Origin of the sequence: Herbaspirillum sp. YR522, from assembly GCF_000282575.1 — a bacterium.
Classification (GTDB): domain Bacteria; phylum Pseudomonadota; class Gammaproteobacteria; order Burkholderiales; family Burkholderiaceae_D; genus Herbaspirillum.
Window position 1 is genome coordinate 1 of record NZ_AKJA01000006.1, and the last position, 18,683, is coordinate 18,683.

The 18,683-nt window shown below is 64.2% G+C and carries 13 protein-coding genes and 1 pseudogene; 10 read left to right on the top strand and 4 right to left on the bottom strand.

Going from position 1 to position 18,683, the window contains the following annotated elements; all coding sequences use genetic code 11:
- Together PMI40_RS00105 and PMI40_RS00110 are read right to left on the bottom strand one after the other, a co-directional pair.
- Nucleotides 1-499: pseudogene (locus PMI40_RS00105) on the bottom strand (AraC family transcriptional regulator); the annotation flags it as partial.
- Nucleotides 500-505: 6 nt separating this feature from the next.
- The gene (locus PMI40_RS00110; RefSeq protein ID WP_008110865.1) at nucleotides 506-1,288 is read right to left on the bottom strand and encodes a 3-hydroxybutyrate dehydrogenase; all 783 of its coding nucleotides are present in this window, start codon (nucleotides 1,286-1,288) and stop codon (nucleotides 506-508) included.
- Nucleotides 1,289-1,539: 251 nt separating this feature from the next.
- On the opposite strand from PMI40_RS00110, the gene PMI40_RS00115 reads away from it, so the two are divergent.
- The 7 genes from PMI40_RS00115 to PMI40_RS00150 all read left to right on the top strand — a co-directional run bounded on the left by PMI40_RS00115 (nucleotide 1,540) and on the right by PMI40_RS00150 (nucleotide 12,423).
- Nucleotides 1,540-2,307, top strand: a complete 768-nt coding sequence (locus PMI40_RS00115; protein ID WP_008110866.1) for a GNAT family N-acetyltransferase — start codon at nucleotides 1,540-1,542, stop codon at nucleotides 2,305-2,307.
- Complete coding sequence (locus PMI40_RS00120; RefSeq protein ID WP_008110868.1) at nucleotides 2,304-3,188, top strand: UDP-2,3-diacylglucosamine diphosphatase; 885 nt, start codon at nucleotides 2,304-2,306, stop codon at nucleotides 3,186-3,188. The genes PMI40_RS00115 and PMI40_RS00120 overlap by 4 nt, the downstream gene beginning before the upstream one ends.
- A gap of 6 nt (nucleotides 3,189-3,194) precedes the next feature.
- Nucleotides 3,195-4,241, top strand: coding sequence for a glycosyltransferase family 1 protein (locus tag PMI40_RS00125; protein WP_008110870.1), 1,047 nt, complete (start codon nucleotides 3,195-3,197; stop codon nucleotides 4,239-4,241).
- Nucleotides 4,242-4,377: 136 nt separating this feature from the next.
- On the top strand, nucleotides 4,378-6,351 hold the full coding sequence (locus PMI40_RS00130) for a methyl-accepting chemotaxis protein (RefSeq protein WP_008110871.1): 1,974 nt from the start codon (nucleotides 4,378-4,380) through the stop codon (nucleotides 6,349-6,351).
- A gap of 383 nt (nucleotides 6,352-6,734) precedes the next feature.
- Complete coding sequence (locus PMI40_RS00140; protein WP_008110873.1) at nucleotides 6,735-8,480, top strand: methyl-accepting chemotaxis protein; 1,746 nt, start codon at nucleotides 6,735-6,737, stop codon at nucleotides 8,478-8,480.
- 293 nt (nucleotides 8,481-8,773) lie between these two features.
- A complete protein-coding gene (locus PMI40_RS00145) occupies nucleotides 8,774-10,489 on the top strand; it encodes a methyl-accepting chemotaxis protein (RefSeq protein ID WP_008110874.1) in 1,716 nt (571 codons plus the stop codon).
- A gap of 209 nt (nucleotides 10,490-10,698) precedes the next feature.
- Complete coding sequence (locus tag PMI40_RS00150) at nucleotides 10,699-12,423, top strand: methyl-accepting chemotaxis protein (protein WP_008110875.1); 1,725 nt, start codon at nucleotides 10,699-10,701, stop codon at nucleotides 12,421-12,423.
- A 160-nt stretch (nucleotides 12,424-12,583) separates the two neighbouring features.
- Here the strand turns inward: PMI40_RS00150 and PMI40_RS00155 are convergent, their stop codons facing one another.
- Nucleotides 12,584-13,054 carry a histidine phosphatase family protein gene (locus tag PMI40_RS00155; RefSeq protein WP_008110877.1) on the bottom strand — a complete coding sequence of 157 codons (471 nt, stop codon included), beginning with the start codon at nucleotides 13,052-13,054 and terminating at the stop codon, nucleotides 12,584-12,586.
- 22 nt (nucleotides 13,055-13,076) lie between these two features.
- Nucleotides 13,077-15,188, bottom strand: a complete 2,112-nt coding sequence (gene ppk1 / locus PMI40_RS00160; protein ID WP_008110878.1) for a polyphosphate kinase 1 — start codon at nucleotides 15,186-15,188, stop codon at nucleotides 13,077-13,079.
- A 360-nt stretch (nucleotides 15,189-15,548) separates the two neighbouring features.
- Here ppk1 and pstS point away from each other — a divergent pair, with 360 nt between their 5' ends.
- The 3 genes from pstS (at nucleotide 15,549) to pstA (ending at nucleotide 18,655) form a co-directional block, all read left to right on the top strand.
- Nucleotides 15,549-16,598 (top strand): phosphate ABC transporter substrate-binding protein PstS, encoded by a 1,050-nt coding sequence (gene pstS, locus PMI40_RS00165; RefSeq protein WP_008110880.1) that lies wholly within the window; start codon nucleotides 15,549-15,551, stop codon nucleotides 16,596-16,598.
- A 165-nt stretch (nucleotides 16,599-16,763) separates the two neighbouring features.
- Nucleotides 16,764-17,774 carry a phosphate ABC transporter permease subunit PstC gene (gene pstC / locus PMI40_RS00170; RefSeq protein ID WP_008110882.1) on the top strand — a complete coding sequence of 337 codons (1,011 nt, stop codon included), beginning with the start codon at nucleotides 16,764-16,766 and terminating at the stop codon, nucleotides 17,772-17,774.
- Nucleotides 17,771-18,655: a phosphate ABC transporter permease PstA gene (gene pstA, locus PMI40_RS00175; protein ID WP_008110884.1), complete on the top strand. Its 885-nt coding sequence runs from the start codon at nucleotides 17,771-17,773 to the stop codon at nucleotides 18,653-18,655. Before pstC ends, pstA begins: the two co-directional genes overlap by 4 nt.
- Nucleotides 18,656-18,683 lie beyond the last annotated feature (28 nt).

Sequence of the window (18,683 nt, forward strand, 5' to 3'; positions counted from 1 at the left end):
CGGCGGCCGCCGCCATGTCGGCAATCGACCAGGCCTGCGTCGGGTCGGCTTCGATCCTGGCCATCAAGGCCTGTAGTCGCGATTGCGGGCGCGGCGCCTGGCCGGCCAAGGTGTCGAGCAGCAACGGCAACCAGTGCTGCAGTTGGCTCAGCGCCACTGCCTGGTGCTGGGCCAGCATCAGCCGCATGAATTCGACCAGTTTGCCGGCAGCCAACGACAACGGCACGAACGGCGCCTTGCTGAATTGTTCCAGCAGCCGCGCTTCGGCCACGCCCGGCGCCAGGTCGACCACCAGCGCCCCGTTGTCGCCGTCGGCACTGGTGGCATGACGCGCACCAGGCACCACGAAGGCGGCGGTGTTGCCATCGGCCACCCCCGCACATCCATCGATGTCGAGCGCAATGCGTCCCGTCAACGGCAGCACCAGTTGCGCGAAGTCGTGACTGTGCGTCAGCGCCTCGCCGCCATAGGAGCGTACCTCGAGCCGGGACGCGCTCATCGTCGCTTATTGCATGTACCAGCCGTGGCTGACCACGACCGACTGACCGGTCAGCGCATTGGTGGGGAAGGCCGCCAGGAACACCGCGGTCTGCGCCACGTCCTGGGTGGTGGTGAATTCGCCGTCGACGGTATCCTTCAACATCACCTTCTTGACCACGTCTTCCTCGCTGATGCCCAATTCCTTGGCCTGCTCGGGAATCTGCTTCTCGACCAACGGCGTACGCACGAAGCCGGGGCAGATCACGTTGCTGCGGATCTTGTCCTTGGCGCCTTCCTTGGCCACCACCTTGGCCAGGCCCAGCAGGCCATGCTTGGCGGTGACGTAGGGCGCCTTCAAGGGCGAGGCCTCATGCGAGTGGACCGAGCCCATGTAGATGATGGAGCCGCCGCGTCCCTGCTTGATCATTGCCTTCATGGCCGCACGGGTGGTCAGGAAGGCGCCGTCGAGGTGGATCGCCAGCATCTTGCGCCAGTTCTCCAGCGACAGCTCGGTCACCGGGCTGATGATCTGGATGCCGGCATTGCTGATGAGGATATCCAGCCCGCCATAACTGTTGACGGCGTCGGCGATGCCCTTGTCGACCTGGGTTTCGTCAGTGACGTTCATGGCTAACGCCAGTGCCGTGCCGCCGGCACGGGTGATCTCGTCGGCGGTGGCCTTGGCCGCCTCCAGTGCCAGGTCGGCGATCACCACCTTGGCGCCCTGGCGCGCATATTCGACCGCGATCTCCTTGCCGATGCCGCTGGCCGAGCCGGTAATGAGGGCGACTTTATCCTTCAGTAGCATGGTGTTTCCTTCCTTTGTTGATTCGAGTTGATGGAGTTGCGAAACCGGTCTTGCCGAACAAGGGAAGCCTGCCTGTCTCCTGCAGGCGACGCAATCACTGTTTCTGTCAGTGTCTTGTCACATGTTGGTCATGCCATTGTAACGCCGCGCCACGGGGTGTTGTTGCGGGCGCAAAAACCGTCTCGTACGTCATCCGGCGGACATAATCGCTCGCTAGTCTGGGCAGCGTTACGACTGCGAAAGGACGATGCATGAGACTCTTTACCATTGCTGCCGATACCAATCCGAGTTTTTCCAAGCTGAGCTTGAGCCTCGCGACCACCCCGGAAGAAGTGCGTGAAGTGCAACGCCTGCGTTACAAGGTCTTCATCGAAGCGATGAACCTGTCGGCACTGGCCAATCCCGAAGGCCTCGACAAGGACGAATTCGATCACTATTGCGATCACCTGATCGTGCGCGACAGCAAGACCCTCAGCGTGGTCGGCACCTACCGGGTGCTCAGTCCGCACGGCGCGCGGCGCATGGGCAAGTTCTATTCGGAGCAGGAGTTCGACCTCTCGCGCCTGGACAATATCCGCGGCACGATCTGCGAGGCCGGACGCGCCTGCATCCACCCCGACTATCGCAGCGGCGGCGTGATCATGATGCTGTGGGCCGGCCTGGCCGCCTACATGCGCCGCGAACGCTGCCAATACCTGATGGGTTGCGCCAGCGTCAGCCTGGCCGATGGCGGTCACAACGCCGCCGCGCTGTATCACGCCTTTGCCGAAAAGAACCTGGCCCCGCCCGACTATCGCGTCGCGCCCCACCTGCCTTTCCCGCTGGACGACCGCGAGCCCGGCCACACGCCGCAAGTGCCGCCATTGCTCAAGGGCTACCTGCGCAGCGGCGCGTGGGTGTGCGGCGAACCGGCCTGGGATCCCGATTTCCACTCGGCCGATTTCTTCCTGTTGCTGCCGCTGGCCAAGCTCGATGGCCGTTATGCCCGTCACTACCTGAAGGAAACGAGGCCCGTATGAAGCCACGCGAACAGTTCCTGGATGCCGCCGCCGCCCTGCTGGGGCAAACCGGCGACGCACACGCAAGCCATGGCGACGGCAAGCGCGACGCGCAGCGCTTTCGCACCATCTGGATTTCGGATATCCACCTCGGCACCACCGGTTGCCAGGCCGAGCGCCTGCTGGAATTCCTGCGTGCCACCGAATCCGAGACACTGTACCTGGTGGGCGACATCATCGACGGCTGGCAACTGCGGCGGCGCTGGTACTGGGACCAGAGCCATAACAACGTGGTGCAGACCGTGCTCAAGAAAGCCAAGAAGGGCACCAACGTGGTGTTCGTCCCGGGCAACCACGATGAGGTCGTGCGCCAGTTCATCGATCTCGATTTCGGCGGTATCAAGATTCGCGACGAGCTGGTGCACGTCACCGCCGACGGTCGCCGCATGCTGGTGCTGCACGGCGACCGCTTCGATGGCGTGATCGCCTGCGCCAAGTGGCTGGCCTACGTGGGCGATTCGCTCTATACCATGATCCTCAAGTTCAACCAGTGGTTCAACAGCTGGCGCGCGCGGGCCGGCCTGCCGTACTGGTCGCTGTCGCAGTACCTCAAATCCAAGGTCAAGAACGCGGTCAACTACATCAGCTCGTTCGAAGATGCGCTGGCCGACGAGGCCCGCAAGCGCGGGCTCGACGGCGTCATCTGCGGCCACATCCACAAGCCCGAGATCCGCGACATCGGCGGCGTGACCTATTGCAACGACGGCGACTGGGTAGAGAGCCTGTCGGCGCTGGTGGAAGATGCCGATGGCGCACTGCGACTGGTCAGCTGGCAAGAGATCATGCAAACCAGGAAGGCGCGGCGCGCCAAGGCGGTATCCGACCTGGCGCTGAGCGCGTAATCGTTCATGCGCATTGCCATCATCAGCGACGCCGGCGAACCCCAGGTCAACGGGGTCGTCAACACCTTGCGTTGCACCGTGCGCTGCCTGCGCGATGCCGGACATGAAGTGCTGCTGCTTACGCCGCGCGACTTCCGCACCTTCGCCTGCCCGACCTATCCCGAGATCCGGCTGGCCTACCAGCCCTATGCGCGCATTGCGCAGGCGTTGCAGCAATTCATGCCCGACTGTATCCACATCGCCACCGAAGGCCCCATGGGACTGGCCGCGCGCCGCTATTGCTTACGTCACCGGCTGGACTTCACCAGCGCCTATCACACCCGCTTTCCCGAATACCTGGCCGCGCGGCGCTTGTTGCCCAAGGTGATCACCTATGCGTTGCTGCGCTGGTTCCACAAGCGCTCGCAGGCGGTGATGGTACCCACGCCGGCGATGAAGCAGGCATTGCAACAGCAGGGGTTCGGCCATGTCGCGCTGTGGGGGCGAGGCGTCGATACCACGCATTTCAGGCCGGTGCCCGAGGATCACGCGTGCATCGAGCGCCCGCTCTTGCTGTATGTCGGGCGGGTCGCGGTGGAAAAGAATATCGAAGCCTTCCTGCGGCTCGACCTGCCGGGCACCAAATGGGTGGTCGGCGACGGACCGCAGTGCGAGGAGCTGGCGCGGCGTTACCCACAGGTGCGTTTCCTGGGCGCCAAGGGGCATGACGAATTGCCCGCCTACTACAACTGCGCCGACGTGTTCGTCTTTCCCAGCAAGACCGATACCTTCGGCCTGGTGCTGCTCGAAGCCATGGCCTGTGGTATCCCGGTGGCGGCCTATCCGGTCGAGGGGCCCATCGATGTGGTCGAGCATGGCGTCTCGGGTATCCTCGACGCCGACCTGAAACGGGCCTGCCTGCAAGCCATCGGCCTCGATCCGGTCGCCGTGCGCGCGCATGCCGAGCAGCGCTCCTGGGAGTCGGCCACCCAGCAGTTCCTGCATCACCTGCACCTGGTGCGCAGGCCGGCCGCCGCACGGGCGCCGGTCAAGGCGATACGCGGCAACCGTTGACACGGGCGGCCGATGTTGCATCGCGGAAACCTGTATCAATTACGCAGTCTGCCGTCACTCCCCCTGGCTTAAAGCGTTAGTATTGAATCGGTTGTCATTTCGTTGACCGTCGTAATTCACTATCTGGGGGGAAGTGATGAAACGTATCTTGGCCAATCTGATGTTGTGGCAGAAATTCGCCTTGCTGGGGGGCATCGGCCTGATCCTCTTCGGGGTACCGTCGGTGCTGTATATCGTCGGCACCGAACGCATCATCAGTTTCAAGAAGACCGAAATCCAGGGCGTCACGCCGATTCGCAACCTGGCGCGCAGCATCCAGCTCATGCAGCAGCACCGCGGCCTGTCGGCGGTATTGCTGAGCGGCGACGCCAGCGTCGACGCCACCCGCCAGGCCAAGGCGGGCGAGGTCGACCGGGCACTGCGGACATTGTCGGACACGCTGGCCACCATGCACGTGGTCGATAGCCGGGTCATCAGCCTGCTGAAGCAGCAACAGGGCGAATGGACCAAGGTCCGTGACGCCGTGGCCGTCAGGTCGCTGGCCGCGCCGGCCAGCTTCGGCGCGCACAGCGCCGTCATCGCCAAGCTGTTCGAACTCAACGATCGCCTGCTCGACACCTTCAAGTACAGTACCGATCCCGACTTCGACAGCACCCAGCTGATCAACGCCACCTTCATCGCCATGCCCGGGCTCACCGAAGACCTGGGGCGCGCCCGCGCCCGCGGCGCCGGACTGCTGTTCAAGAAAGACATCCAGCTGGCCGACCGGCTCGAACTGGGCGGCATGCTGGAACGGGCCGAGGATCGGCTCAATGCCGCCCAGCGCTATTTCAGCAAGGCGGCCGAAGCCAATCCGGCGCTGCGCGACAGGCTGGGACCGGTGTTCGACAACGTCGGCCGGCTCGGCGGCGGGGTGGTCAAGCTGGCGCGCGAGCAGGTGGTGCTGCCGGAGCAATTGAGCTATGCCGCACCGGAATACTTCAAGCAATTCACCACCGCCATCGACGAGCAGTTCAAGGCCATCGAGCAGGTCACCGAGGTGCTCGAGGCGCAGCTGACGGCGCAGAACGGCGAACTGCGCCGTAACCAGTTGCTGGTGTTGGGCGGCATCGCATTGCTGGCGGTGGTGGCGGCCTGGGTCGGCGTCATGATCACGCGCTCGGTCACCGCTCCGATCGCTTCCTCGGTGGCCATGGCGCGACGGGTGGCGGCCTACGACCTGACCGCGCGCATGCAATCGATGGGGCGCGACGAATCGGCGCAGTTGATGGGATCGCTCAATGACATGACCGGCAGCCTGGGAGGCATCGTCACCGAAGTGCGTGGCAGCATCGAGGTGATCCAGCATGCCTCGCGCGAAATCGCGCTGGGCAATGGCGACCTGTCGCGCCGTACCGAGTCGCAGGCCTCCAGCCTGGAGCAGACCGCCAGCGCCATGGAGCAGCTGACCTCGACCGTGCAGCAGAACGCCGACAATGCGCGCGAGGCCAACCAGCTGGCGACATCGGCCTCGCAACTGGCCGCCCGCGGCGGCGATGTGGTCGGTGGCGTGGTGCAGACCATGGGCGATATCAAGGACAGTTCACGACGCATCGTCGACATCATCGGGGTGATCGACGGCATTGCTTTCCAGACCAACATCCTGGCGTTGAACGCGGCCGTGGAAGCGGCCCGCGCCGGCGAGCAGGGACGCGGGTTTGCCGTGGTGGCCTCGGAGGTGCGCTCGCTGGCGCAGCGTTCGGCGGCGGCCGCCAAGGAAATCAAGGAACTCATCGGCGACTCGGTCGAGAAGGTCGATGCCGGTGGCAAGCTGGTCGACGACGCCGGCGTGACCATGGGCGAGATCGTCGAGGCGGTGCGCCGGGTTGCCGGCATCATGAGCGAAATCACGGTCGCCAGCCAGGAGCAGAGCACCGGCATTGCGCAGGTCAATGACGCCATCGTCCAGATGGAATCGATCACCCAGCAGAACGCGGCATTGGTCGAACAGGCCACCGCCGCCGCCGAAAGCCTGCAGCAGCAGGCCGAAGTGCTGTCGGGCGCGGTCAGCGTGTTTCGCACCGACAGCGACAACCGTACCTTATCGACGCTGGCATTGCAGGTGTCGTGAGCCTTGTCGCGGCGATGTCGAAATATCAACATCGCCGCCTCTTGCCTTGCCCGGATTCGGGGCACGCGCCCTAATTTGAGCAACTATGCAAAAGGCGTATGGCGACATGCCGACAAAGCATTTGCTGGCGGCCATGCGGTTCTCTAAGATGCGCCTCGCTGGCTTGGTCCTGCAGGCAGGCGTGCAGCCGTACATCGGCGTCGGGGGCGATCGATGGCGATCGACGGGGCTGCCGATCACCACGATCAGGCATGAATCGTGCTGAATACTTCCTGCAAGACAAGCCTTTGCCGGTCACTGCGGTGATAATGCATCGTCAGTCATTCATCGCGCATTGTGCTTGTGCGCCAAAGCTTGTCGTTCTTATCAGGAAGAGTTCAACCATGATCCAACGTCTCAAGATCGGCACCCGCCTGGCCGTCGGTTTCTGCCTCATTTTGTTGTGTGCCGCCGCGATCCTGGCCATTGGCCTGTGGCGCATGGCCGAATTGCAGGACAGCAGTGAATACGTGATCGGCAAGAAGGTCGCTGGCATGACCACGGCGATGAACATGCGCGAGTCGGGCAGCGAGCTGGCGCTGGCCTTGCGCAAGGTGGTCACGCCCACCGACGCGGCCGAGGGCAAGGCCGAGGATGCCCACCTGACGCGCCTGTTGCAGGCCTATGTCGGCGCCGAGCGCCGCCTGGCGGAGCTGGCCGACAGCGGGCGCGGCAAGCAATTGCTGGATGCGGCGGTGGCCGACAGCAAGAAGCTGTTTCCGGTGGTGGCCACCATCCGCGAGCAGGTCGGCAGCGGCAACTATTTCGATGCGGCGCAGCTGCTCAAGAGCGACTTCCTGCCGGCCCACGAGAAGTGGATGGCCAGCGTTGGCGCATTGGCAAGTTTCCAGCAGGACGACATGAACGCGGCCCATGCGCAAGCCAAGGAAAGTTATCGCAAGGCGCAGATCGGCATGCTGGTCATCGGGGTGTTTACGCTGGGCCTGGGTATCTTCTTCACCTTCGTCATCACCAATTCGATCACCCGCCCGTTGAAGCGCGCCGGCAGTATCGCCGAGACCATCTCCAGCGGCGACCTGACGCAGGAGTTCAGCGACCAGGGGCGCGACGAGGCCGCCACCCTGGTCAATTCGCTGGGGGCCATGCAGGCCAACCTGGCCGCCACCCTCAACGAGGTCAAGCAGAGCGCCGCCATCATCTCGGTGGCCTCGCACGAAATCGCACGCGGCAACATCGACCTGTCCAATCGCACCGAATCTCAGGCTTCCAGCCTGGAAGAAACCGCCAGTTCGATCGAACAGCTCACCTCCACCGTGCAGCAGAATGCCGAAAACGCGCGCCAGGCCAACCAGCTGGTGGTATCGGCCTCTGACTACGCCAGCAAGGGCGGACGGGTGGTCAGCGACGTGGTCGACACCATGGGCTCGATCAAGGAAAGTTCGCGCAAGATCGTCGATATCATCGGCGTCATCGACGGCATCGCCTTCCAGACCAACATCCTGGCCCTGAACGCGGCCGTGGAAGCGGCACGGGCCGGTGAACAGGGCCGCGGCTTCGCGGTGGTGGCCTCCGAGGTACGTTCGCTGGCGCAGCGCTCGGCATCGGCCGCCAAGGAAATCAAGGGCCTCATCGGTGACTCGGTCGAAAAGGTCGATGCCGGCGGCAAGCTGGTCGACGAGGCAGGCGCCACGATGAACGAGATCGTGACCTCGGTGCGCCACGTGGCCGACATCATGGGCGAGATCACTGCCGCCAGCGCCGAGCAGAGCGCCGGCATCGCCGAGGTCAACAACGCCATCGCCCAGATCGACGAGATCACCCAGCAGAACGCGGCGCTGGTGGAAGAAGCGGCGGCCGCGGCGGAAAGCCTGCAGGAACAGTCCGACGCGCTGGCGCATGCCGTATCGGTGTTCCGCCTGCGGGTGGAACAGGGGCCAGGCGCCAGCGCCGCGGCACCAGCCAAGCCGGCCATGCCGGTGGCGCCGGCACGCAGCCCGGTTCGCACCGTCAACGCGGCGCCGGCCATCGAGGTCAAGGCGCGCCAGGTCGCCCCCGACAGCGCCAGCCTGCCGCCGGCCGCCGCCCCGCGCCGGCAACCGGTGCGCGACGACGAGTTCGAGGAGTTCTGAAGGCGAGTCGAAATAATTTAATCTTCTTTAGAAGCAACGAAGAACGCCGTGGCCTCATAAGCCACGGCGTTTTTGTTGCCGCAAGGAACTGCGAGCAGGCGCATTTGCATTGAATTTATGGATTTTCCGGCCGTAATGATGAAACAGCCAGTAGCGCGATTCCCGATGTCGTCATGACATCGGATAGCGCTCAGCCGACAACGAGATCGCTGCACCCACGGGTGTATCGCGGCATTCGGGGCTGTAGGCGCAACGCCGCGTCCTTCCATCCATCCACCAAGAAAAGACAGCCCATGTCACTGAAGAACATCTCCATCAAGGCACAGCTTGCCATTGCCATTTTCATATTGTCCCTGCTGCTGCTGGTGGTGGGCGCCGCGGGCCTGCTGGGCATGTCGGCGGCGGTCGACATCAACCGCGAACTCACCGAAGAGCGCATCCCGAAGACGGTGGCTGCCGACAACGTGCTGATCTGGATCGGTCGCCAGCGCACCTCGCTGGACCAGGCCGCCATGACCAGCGATCCGGCCTGGGCCGAGCGCATGGCCGGCATGGATGCCAATGCCCGCAAGGAAGCCTTGAGCTGGTGGGCGCGCTACACCGCCTTGCCGCAGACCGATGAAGGGCGGGTGCTGGTGGCCAAGGTGTCGGACGGGATCCAGAAAACCGAGGATGCACTGGCCAGGTTCGCCGAGGTCATCAAGACCGGCGACCGCCAGGCCATCGGCGACACCGCGCGGGTGGTGGGCACCGTCTATACCGCCATGCAGACCGACGGCCAGGCCCTGAGCAAGTACGAGGCGCAGCAGGCGCAGGCCAGCCTGGAGGCGTCGATGAGCCGCTACGAAACCTCACGCCGGCTGTCGATCGGCGCCATCGTGGTGGGGCTGCTGCTGGCGCTGTACAGCTGGCTGTCGCTGCGTCGTGCCATCGGCGAGCCGATCAGCCGGGCGCTGGCGCATTTCGACGCGATTGCCGGCGGCGACCTGACCCGCCCGATCCAGGTCCATTCCAGCAATGAGATGGGACAGCTGCTGGCCGGGCTGGAACGCATGCAGGACAAGCTGGCCGGGACGGTGCGCGCGGTGCGTGGCGGCAGCGAAGCCATCGCCACCGCCACCCGCGAGATCGCCTCGGGCAACCTCGACCTGTCGGGGCGCACCGAACAACAGGCGGCGTCGCTCGAAGAAACCGCATCCAGCATGGAAGAGCTGACCAGTACCGTCAAGCACAACGCCGACAATGCACGCCAGGCGTCGACCCTGGCGGTCAATGCCTCCAGCATCGCCGCCGACGGCAACAATGTGGTGGCGCGGGTAGTGCAGACCATGGAAGAGATTCGCGACAGCTCGACCAAGATCACCGAGATCGTCAGCATCATCGACGGCATTGCCTTCCAGACCAACATCCTGGCCTTGAACGCGGCAGTCGAAGCCGCGCGCGCCGGCGAGCAGGGCCGCGGATTTGCAGTGGTGGCCACCGAAGTGCGGGCACTGGCGCAGCGCTCGTCGTCGGCCGCCAAGGAAATCAAGAACCTGATCATGCTGTCGGTGGAGCGCGTGCAGGCCGGCTCGGAGCTGGCCGGGCAGGCAGGCAGCACCATGAGCGACGTCATCGATGCGGTGCAGCGGGTTACCGACATCATGGGCGAGATCTCGTCGGCGTCCAATGAGCAGAGCGCCGGCATCGAGCAGGTCTCGCGGGCGGTGTCGCAGATGGACGAAGCCACGCAGCAGAACGCGGCGCTGGTGGAGCAGGCCAGCGCTGCGGCCAAGTCGCTGCAGCAGCAGGCCCATGGCCTGATGCAGGAAGTGTCGATCTTCCGCCTGGGCGACCTGGCGACTGCCCCCGCGCCACAGGTGACGGTGACGGCGGCGGTACCGGTCAGGCCGCGCGCACCGCTGGCCAAGGCCGCCGCGCCGCTGGCCAGGACGCCGCGGGTGGCGGCGCCGACGGCGCGCCCGGTGCCGGCCCGGTCCGACCAGGACGGTGATTGGGAAACCTTCTGAGGCCACACCGTCGTGGCAGGTAGTGCATGGCCCGTCGCTCGACGGGCCATTTTTTTTGCCTTTTTGAAAACTCGTAAAAACTCAAATTCAAGCGAGTGGCATTTCGGGGGTGGCATCGCAGAATGAGCGCAAGGGCAGACTGCCAGTCCGGTGCAATCAGGCATCGGCGCATTGTTCCCGTTGTCGTCTATTGCCCCCGAGGAGAAGCCATGAAGTGGTTCTATGACCTGAGGATATCGATCAAGCTGGCGTTGACGTTCCTGCTGATGCTGGGGCTCAGTTGCATGTTGGGGGTGGTGTCGATCCTGCAGATCAGCAAGGTCAACCAGGCCACCCGCGACATGTCGCAGAACTGGCTGCCCAGCATCCAGATCGCCCAGCAGCTGGAGTTGGCCATCGCCGGCGCGCGGGTCAACCAATTGCTCAACCTGAGCGCAGCCGACGCCGCCGCCGGCGCGAACTATGCACGCCAGTCTTCGGCGCAGATGGCGTTGTTCGAGCGCCTCCTGGTCGAGTTCGAGCCATTGGCGCCGCTGCCCCAGGAGCAAGCCCATCTGAACCAGTTGCGCCAGGCCTTCGCCGACTACCGGCAAGTGCAGCGACAGGTCTTGCAGCTGGCCGATTCGGGCCAGCGCGAGCAGGCCCTGGCCTTGTTGCGCACCGAAGGTGATCGGCACTACGCGCGCATCATCGACAGCGGCGAAGCGCTGGTGGTGCTCAACAGCGAAGGCAGCCAGGAAGCCGACCGCCAGGCCGAAGCGGGCTACCGCGCTTCGCTGATGCTGACCGGGGGGCTGTTGAGTTGCTGCCTGCTGCTCAGCATCGCCCTGGTGGTATGGCTGGCGCGTATCGTCTCGACGCCATTGCGATGTGCCGTGCATGTGGCCGAACAGGTGGCACAGGGTGACCTGACGGTAGAGATCCCGGTGGACCGGCGCGACGAGACCGGTCAACTCATGGCTGCCCTGCACTCGATGACGCAAGGCCTGCAGCGCGTGGTGGGGCAGGTCCGCCACGGCACCGAGGCCATCTCCAACGCCGCCGCGCAGATTGCCTCGGGCAACCATGACCTGTCGCGCCGCACCGAGCAGCAGGCGGCATCGCTCGAAAAGACCGCGGCCTCGATCGAGCAGTTGACCTCGACCGTCAAGCAGAATGCCGACAATGCCCGTGCCGCCAGCAAGCTGGCCGCCTCGGCCTCGGGGGTGGCGGCCGAGGGCGGGACCGTGGTGGGGCAGGTGGTCGACACCATGGCCTCGATCAATGCGTCTTCCAGGAAGGTGGTCGACATCATCAGCGTGATCGACGGGATTGCCTTCCAGACCAATATCCTGGCGCTCAATGCCGCGGTCGAAGCCGCGCGTGCCGGTGAACAGGGACGCGGCTTTGCGGTGGTCGCCTCAGAGGTGCGCGGCCTGGCGCAACGCTCCTCGAGCGCCGCCAAGGAGATCAAGGTGCTGATCGACGATTCGGTCGAAAAGGTCGAGGCCGGCAGCCGCCTGGTGGCCCAGGCCGGGCTGACCATGCAGGACATCGTCGCCAGCGTGCAGCGGGTCAACGACATCGTGGGCCAGATCTCGCATGCCAGCCAGGAGCAAAGCAGCGGCATCGCCGAGGTCAACCGCGCCATCACCAGCATCGACGAAAGCACCGTCCAGAACGCCGCCCTGGTCGAGCAGGCGGCCGAGGCGGCGCAGTCGCTCAACGAGCAGGCGGCGCAACTGATCGCCGTGGTCGGCACCTTCCGCATCGATGCGGAGGTGGCCGAAAAAATGCATGCGGGCGTGGCGCCCCGGGCTGAAAGACCGGTGGCATCCAGGCCGGTGCTGCGGGTGGTCGACACCGCCGCCCCCGTTGCCCCGGTGGCACCGGTCACCCCGGTACGCACCAACCCGGCTGCGCCTGACAAGGATGATGACTGGGGAATGTTCTGATTGGATCCGGCAAGCGTGGCGCCGGCTGCTTGCCGGCCATTGGCTTCGGCCCTGGTGGAACATCGGTAGCGCAATAGGCGCAGGGTGCCGCGGCCGCGGCATCGAGCCGGCACATCCCGAGCTCGGACCGTGTCGCCCCGGCCTGGCCGCCCGGCCAGTGTCAGCGCTTGCCCGAACCGCCGATCAACTCCGGTGCGATGACCGCCTTGAGGAAATTGGTGGTGACATCGCCCCGTTCGCGCTGCGCGATCCACCACACGTTGGCCTTGCGCAGCGACCATTCCTGCACCTGGCCCGAGATCAGTTGCGAAGCCACCAGGCCGAGCGTGGGCTGGTGGCCGATGACCAGCACCGGTTCGCGGCTGTCGGGCCAGTTGGCCGCGCGCAGCAGGTCCTCGACCGAGCGGTCCGGCGCCAGTTCGTCGAGCACCTTGTATTTGCGACCCAGTGCCTCGGCGGTCTGCACCGTGCGGGCCGCGGGGCTGACCAGGATACGGCAGCTGTCGGGCAGGTTGCGATCGAGCCAGTCGGCGATCTTGCCGGCCTGCTTGTGGCCTTTCGGGGTCAGGGTGCGCCCTTCATCGGGTTCGCCCAGCTCGGCTTCGGCGTGGCGCCATAAGATCAATTCCATGTCGGCTCCTGGTGGCTTGCAGTCATTGGTCGGGCGGCAGGGCAGGGATGCCCAGGGTCGTCATCAGGTGCTGCTGGGCGCTGAAATGCTTCTGCCCGGCGCGCGCCTTCTTCAACGTGTACTGGCCGTTGGCGTCCAGCTGCCAGGCGTTGGTGTTGTCCTTGAGATAGGGGTTGAGCCCTTCGTTGATCACCCGTTTCTTGAGCGCCCGGTCGAGCACCGGGAACGCCACTTCGATGCGACGGAACAGGTTCCGGTTCATCCAGTCGGCGCTGCCCAGGTAGACGTCGTGCTTGAGATCGTTGCGGAAATAATAGATACGCGAATGCTCGAGATAGCGGCCGATGATCGAAAACACCCGGATGTTCTCCGACAGGCCCGCCACCCCCGGGCGCAGCGCGCAGGCGCCGCGCACGATCAGGTCGATCTTCACACCGTCGGCCGAGGCCGCATAGAGCGCGCGGATCACCGATTCGTCCAGCAGCGCATTCATCTTGGCGATGATGCGCGCCGGGCGTCCCTCGCGCGCGATCTGGGCTTCGTTGCGGATGGCACGGATGGTCTCCTTCTGCAGCGAGAACGGCGCCAGCCACAGGTGCGTGAGGTTGCGCGGCTTGCTCAGGCTGGTCAGGTGGATGAAGACCTCGTTGACCTCGGCGCTGAGTTCCTGGTTGGACGTCAGCAAGCCGAAATCGGTATAGAACTTGGTGGTGTTGGGATGGTAGTTGCCGGTGCCCAGGTGGGCATAGAAACGCAGGGCCTGGTCTTCGCGGCGAATCACCAGCGCCAGCTTGGCGTGGGTCTTGAGCCCCACCACGCCGTACACCACCTGCGCCCCGGCGTGTTCGAGCTTGACCGCCCAGTTGATGTTGGCCTCTTCATCGAAGCGCGCCATCAGTTCGACGATGACGGTCACTTCCTTGCCATGCTGGGCGGCGTAGATCAGGGCTTCCATCAGGTCCGAGTTCATCCCGGTGCGGTAGATGGTCTGCTTGATCGCCACCACGCTGGCATCGTGGGCGGCGCTGCGAATGAAATCGACGACCGGCTGGAACGACTGGAAAGGGTGGTGCAGCAGCACGTCGCGCCGCGACAGTACGCTGAAGATGTTCTCACCGATCAGTTGCTGCGGCAGCGTCGGCGAGAACGGCGGAAAACGCAGCTGCGGCTGCTCCACCAGGCTGACCAGCTCGGCCAGGCGCACCATGTTGACCGGCCCGTCCACCGCATACAGGCGGTTGCGTTCGATGCCGAACTGGTCCAGCAGCAGCCGCGCCAGGTGTTGCGGGCAGTTGCTGGCCACTTCCAGGCGCACCGCCACGCCGAACTGGCGACTCTGCAATTCGGTCTCCAGCGCCTGGCGCAGGTTCTTGACTTCTTCCTCGTCCACCCACAGGTCGCTGTTGCGGGTCACCCGGAACTGCGAATAGGCCATGATCTCGCGGCCCTGGAACAGGTCGGCGATATGCGCATGGATCACCGAGGAGAGCAGGCAGAACGAGGCCTGTCCCGGCGCCGACAGATGGTCCGGCAACTGGATCACCCGCGGCAGCACCCGTGGCGCCTTGACGATCATGACGCTGGTGCCGCGCCCGAAGGCATCCTTGCCCGACAGCTCGATGATGAAATTGAGGCTCTTGTTGACCACCTGCGGGAAGGGATGCGCCGGGTCCAGCCCGATCGGGGTCAACAGCGGTCGCACGTTCTGCTCGAAATAACCCTTTACCCAGATCCGTTGCGCCTCGTTGCGGTCTTCGTGGCGCAGCAGGTGGATGCCGTTCTGCGCCAGCTGCGGCAGGATCTCTTCGTTGAGCAACTGGTACTGGCGGGCGACGATGCGATGGCATTCGGCGCTGGTGCGTTCCAGCGCGGCCCGCAGCTCGGGCGGGTCGATGTTTTCGCCCTCGATGCGGTTGGCCAGCAGGCTGGCGATGCGCACCTCGAAGAATTCATCCAGGTTGCTGCCGCAGATGCACAGGTAGCGCAGGCGCTCCAGCAGCGGCACGCTGGCGTCCTCGGCTTGCGCCAGGACGCGACGATTGAACGCCAGCTGCGACAGCTCGCGGTTCAGGTAGATCGTAGTGGCAGGAAGTTCTGGTGCTGGACTGCTTTCCGACTTTGCTTTTTTAGTCATTCTTTCTTCCCTGGCCATCCTGGTTTTGCCGGGCAGTGTATTGGCGCTCTATGACGAGTTTATGACATGTCCGACAAGTGCTTGTCACAAAAATTTCATGCGCTTTGATGTGTTTTGTTGTCTTTTTGTTATTTATCGACGGCAATATGACGCGCCCGGCGTGGCAGTCGCCGCCGCAGCCAGGCCCCGCGCTGACGGCCCTGGCGCCCGTCTGCCGGGCCTCGGCAAGTCTTCCGAAGGTCTTGGGCGGGTCATAAACTCGTCACAATTGCTGGTTAAAGTTCGCCCTGTCCGGAAAGTGCATGTGTCCAGCTGCCTTCCGAGGCGCTCAATCTCTTCAAAAACATAGGAGTATCTGAAATGGGGTTCAACCACCTGATCAAGTCTGTTGCAGTCGCAGTGGCCGGCGCTTTCGCTTTCAGCGGCGCGGTCCATGCAGCAGAAATCACCGGCGCAGGCGCCTCGTTCCCGTACCCGGTCTATGCCAAGTGGGCAGAACTGTACAAGGCAGCCACCGGCAACAGCCTTAACTACCAGTCGATCGGTTCCGGCGGCGGTATCAAGCAGATCAAGGGCAAGACCGTCGACTTCGGCGCATCGGACGCTCCCCTGAAGCAGGAAGAACTGGCCGAAGCCGGTCTGGCCCAGTTCCCGGCCGTGGTCGGTGGCGTGGTGCCGGTGGTCAACCTGAAGGATGTGCAACCGGGCCAGGTCAAGCTGTCGGGCCAGGTGCTGGGCGACATCTACGCCGGCAAGATCACCAAGTGGAATGCACCCGAGATCACTGCCCTGAACCCGGGCGTGAAGCTGCCAGCCGACGACATCACCGTGGTCTATCGTTCCGATTCGTCGGGCACGTCGTATGTGTTCACCAGCTACCTGGCCAAGGCCAACGCCGAATTCAAGAGCAAGGTCGGCGCCGGTACCGCAGTGAAGTGGCCCACCGGCGTGGGTGGCAAGGGTAACGAAGGCGTCGCCGCCAACGTGCAGAAGCTGCCAGGCGCGATCGGCTATGTCGAATACGCCTACGTCAAGAAGAACAAGCTGAACTTCACCCAACTGAAGAACCGCGACGGCAACTTCGTGTCGCCTGACGACGAATCCTTCAAGGCCGCTACCGCCGCCGGCGACTGGGCCAAGACCCCTGGCTTCGCGGTCGACTTCACCGACGCCGCCGGCAAGGACTCGTGGCCGATCTCCAGCGCCACCTTCATCCTGGTCCACAAGGAACAGGCTGGCGACGGCGCCAAGGGTCGCGAAGTGCTGAAGTTCTTCGACTGGGCATTCAAGAACGGCGGCAAGTCGGCTGCCGAACTGGACTACGTCCCGCTGCCGGCATCGGTGGTCAAGCTGGTGGAAGATTCGTGGAAGGCCAGCGTCAAGGATGGCAGCGGCAAGGCAATCTGGTAATCACCTGAGGCCAGGCTGAAGACGGGCTTCCTCCATCGAAGCACTACGGGCCATCGCGGCGAAACGAGCAACTCCAGCTGGAAATTCGTTCTGGCGGGAGCATTCGCGGCGATGGCCCGATTTACTGGTGAACTCAAAATGAGCGCAAATTATTCCACCACGGCTATGTCGAATTCCGAAGTAAAAAAATCGCCGACCGACACTGCCAATGCGCAAGCCGCGCACCAGCAGCTGCTTGCCGTCATGCGCCGCCAGCGGCTGCAGGATTTCTTTTTCCACAAGTTGACGCTCACCTTCGCACTGTCGGTGCTGTTGATGCTGGGCGGCATCATCGTTTCGCTTTTCATCGGCGCCTGGCCGGCTTTCCATGAATTCGGCGCCGGCTTCATCACCCGCGTCGAATGGGACCCGACCAACGACCAGTACGGCGCCATGATCGCCATCGTCGGCACGCTGTCGACGTCGATCATCGCCTTGCTGATCGCGTTCCCGGTCAGCTTCGGCATCGCCCTGTTCCTCACCGAGATCTGCCCGGCCCGCCTGCGTCGGCCGCTGGGTACCGCAGTCGAGCTGCTGGCCGGCGTGCCCAGCATCATCTACGGCATGTGGGGCCTGTTCGTGTTCGCGCCGCTGTTTGCCGAGTACGGCCAGCCTTTCCTGAAGGGCACGCTGGGCCAGATCCCCGGCCTGGGCGTGTTGTTTTCGGGCCCCACCATGGGCATCGGCATCCTGACCGCCGGCCTGATCCTGTCGGTGATGATCATCCCGTTCATCTCGTCGGTCATGCGCGACGTGTTCGAAGTGGTGCCGGCGGTGCTCAAGGAATCGGCCTACGGCCTGGGCTGCACCCGCTGGGAAGTGGTGCGCAAGGTGGTGCTGCCCTACACCAAGACCGGTGTCGTCGGCGGCGTCATGCTGGGACTGGGTCGCGCCCTGGGCGAGACCATGGCGGTCACCTTCGTGATCGGCAATTCGCACCGCCTGTCGTGGTCGCTGTTTTCCGCCGGCAACAGTATCGCCTCGACGCTGGCCAACGAAATCGCCGAGGCATCCAGCAAGCTGCATGTGTCGTCGCTGTTCGCGCTGGGCCTGATCCTGTTCGTGATCACTTTCATCGTTCTCTCCGCGGCCAAGGTCATGCTGATGGGCATGGCGCGCAAGGAAGGTAGCAAATGAGCCAGACCAATCAAATCGTCGAACCGCAAGCCGCGATGAACCCGGTGTACCGCAAGCGCCTGCTGCAGCACCGGCTCGGCATGATCTTCTCGTTCCTGGCCATGGGCCTGGGCCTGGCGGTACTGGCCTGGATCCTGCTGACGCTGGTCATCAAGGGCGTGGCCGCACTCAACTTCGGCCTGCTGGTCGAGAACACGCCCGGTCCGGGCGGCGAGGGCGGCGGCCTGCTCAATCCCATCGTGGGCAGCTTGCTGATGGTGGGCATCAGCACGCTCATCAGCACGCCGATCGGTATCCTGGCCGGCGTCTACCTGGCCGAATATGGTGAACAGAGCAAGCTGGCGCAGGTCACCCGCTTCGTCACCGACATCATGCTGTCGGCGCCTTCGATCGTCATCGGCCTGTTCGTCTACGCGATCTACGTGGCCAACGTCGGGCATTTCTCGGGTTGGGCCGGTACCTTCGCCATCTCGCTCATCGCCATTCCCGTGGTGGTGCGCACCACCGACAACATGTTGAAGCTGGTGCCCAGCGGCCTGCGCGAAGCCGCCTTCGCGCTCGGCGCGCCGCGCTGGAAGGTGGCCATCATCGTGCGCCTGCGCGCGGTCAAGGCTGGCGTGGTCACCGGCGTGCTGCTGGCGGTGGCGCGGATCTCGGGTGAAACCGCGCCGCTGCTGTTTACCGCCCTCAACAACCAGTTCTTCAGCACCAACATGAATCGTCCGATCGCCAACCTGCCGGTGGTGATCAACCAGTTCGCCATGAGCCCCTATGACAACTGGGTCTCGCTGGCCTGGGGTGGCGCGCTGCTGATCACCTTCAGCGTGCTGCTGCTCAATGTGCTGTCCCGTACGCTGTTCAAGCAACAGATCCCCGGCTAAACCGACAAAGTGACCGACATGAATACTG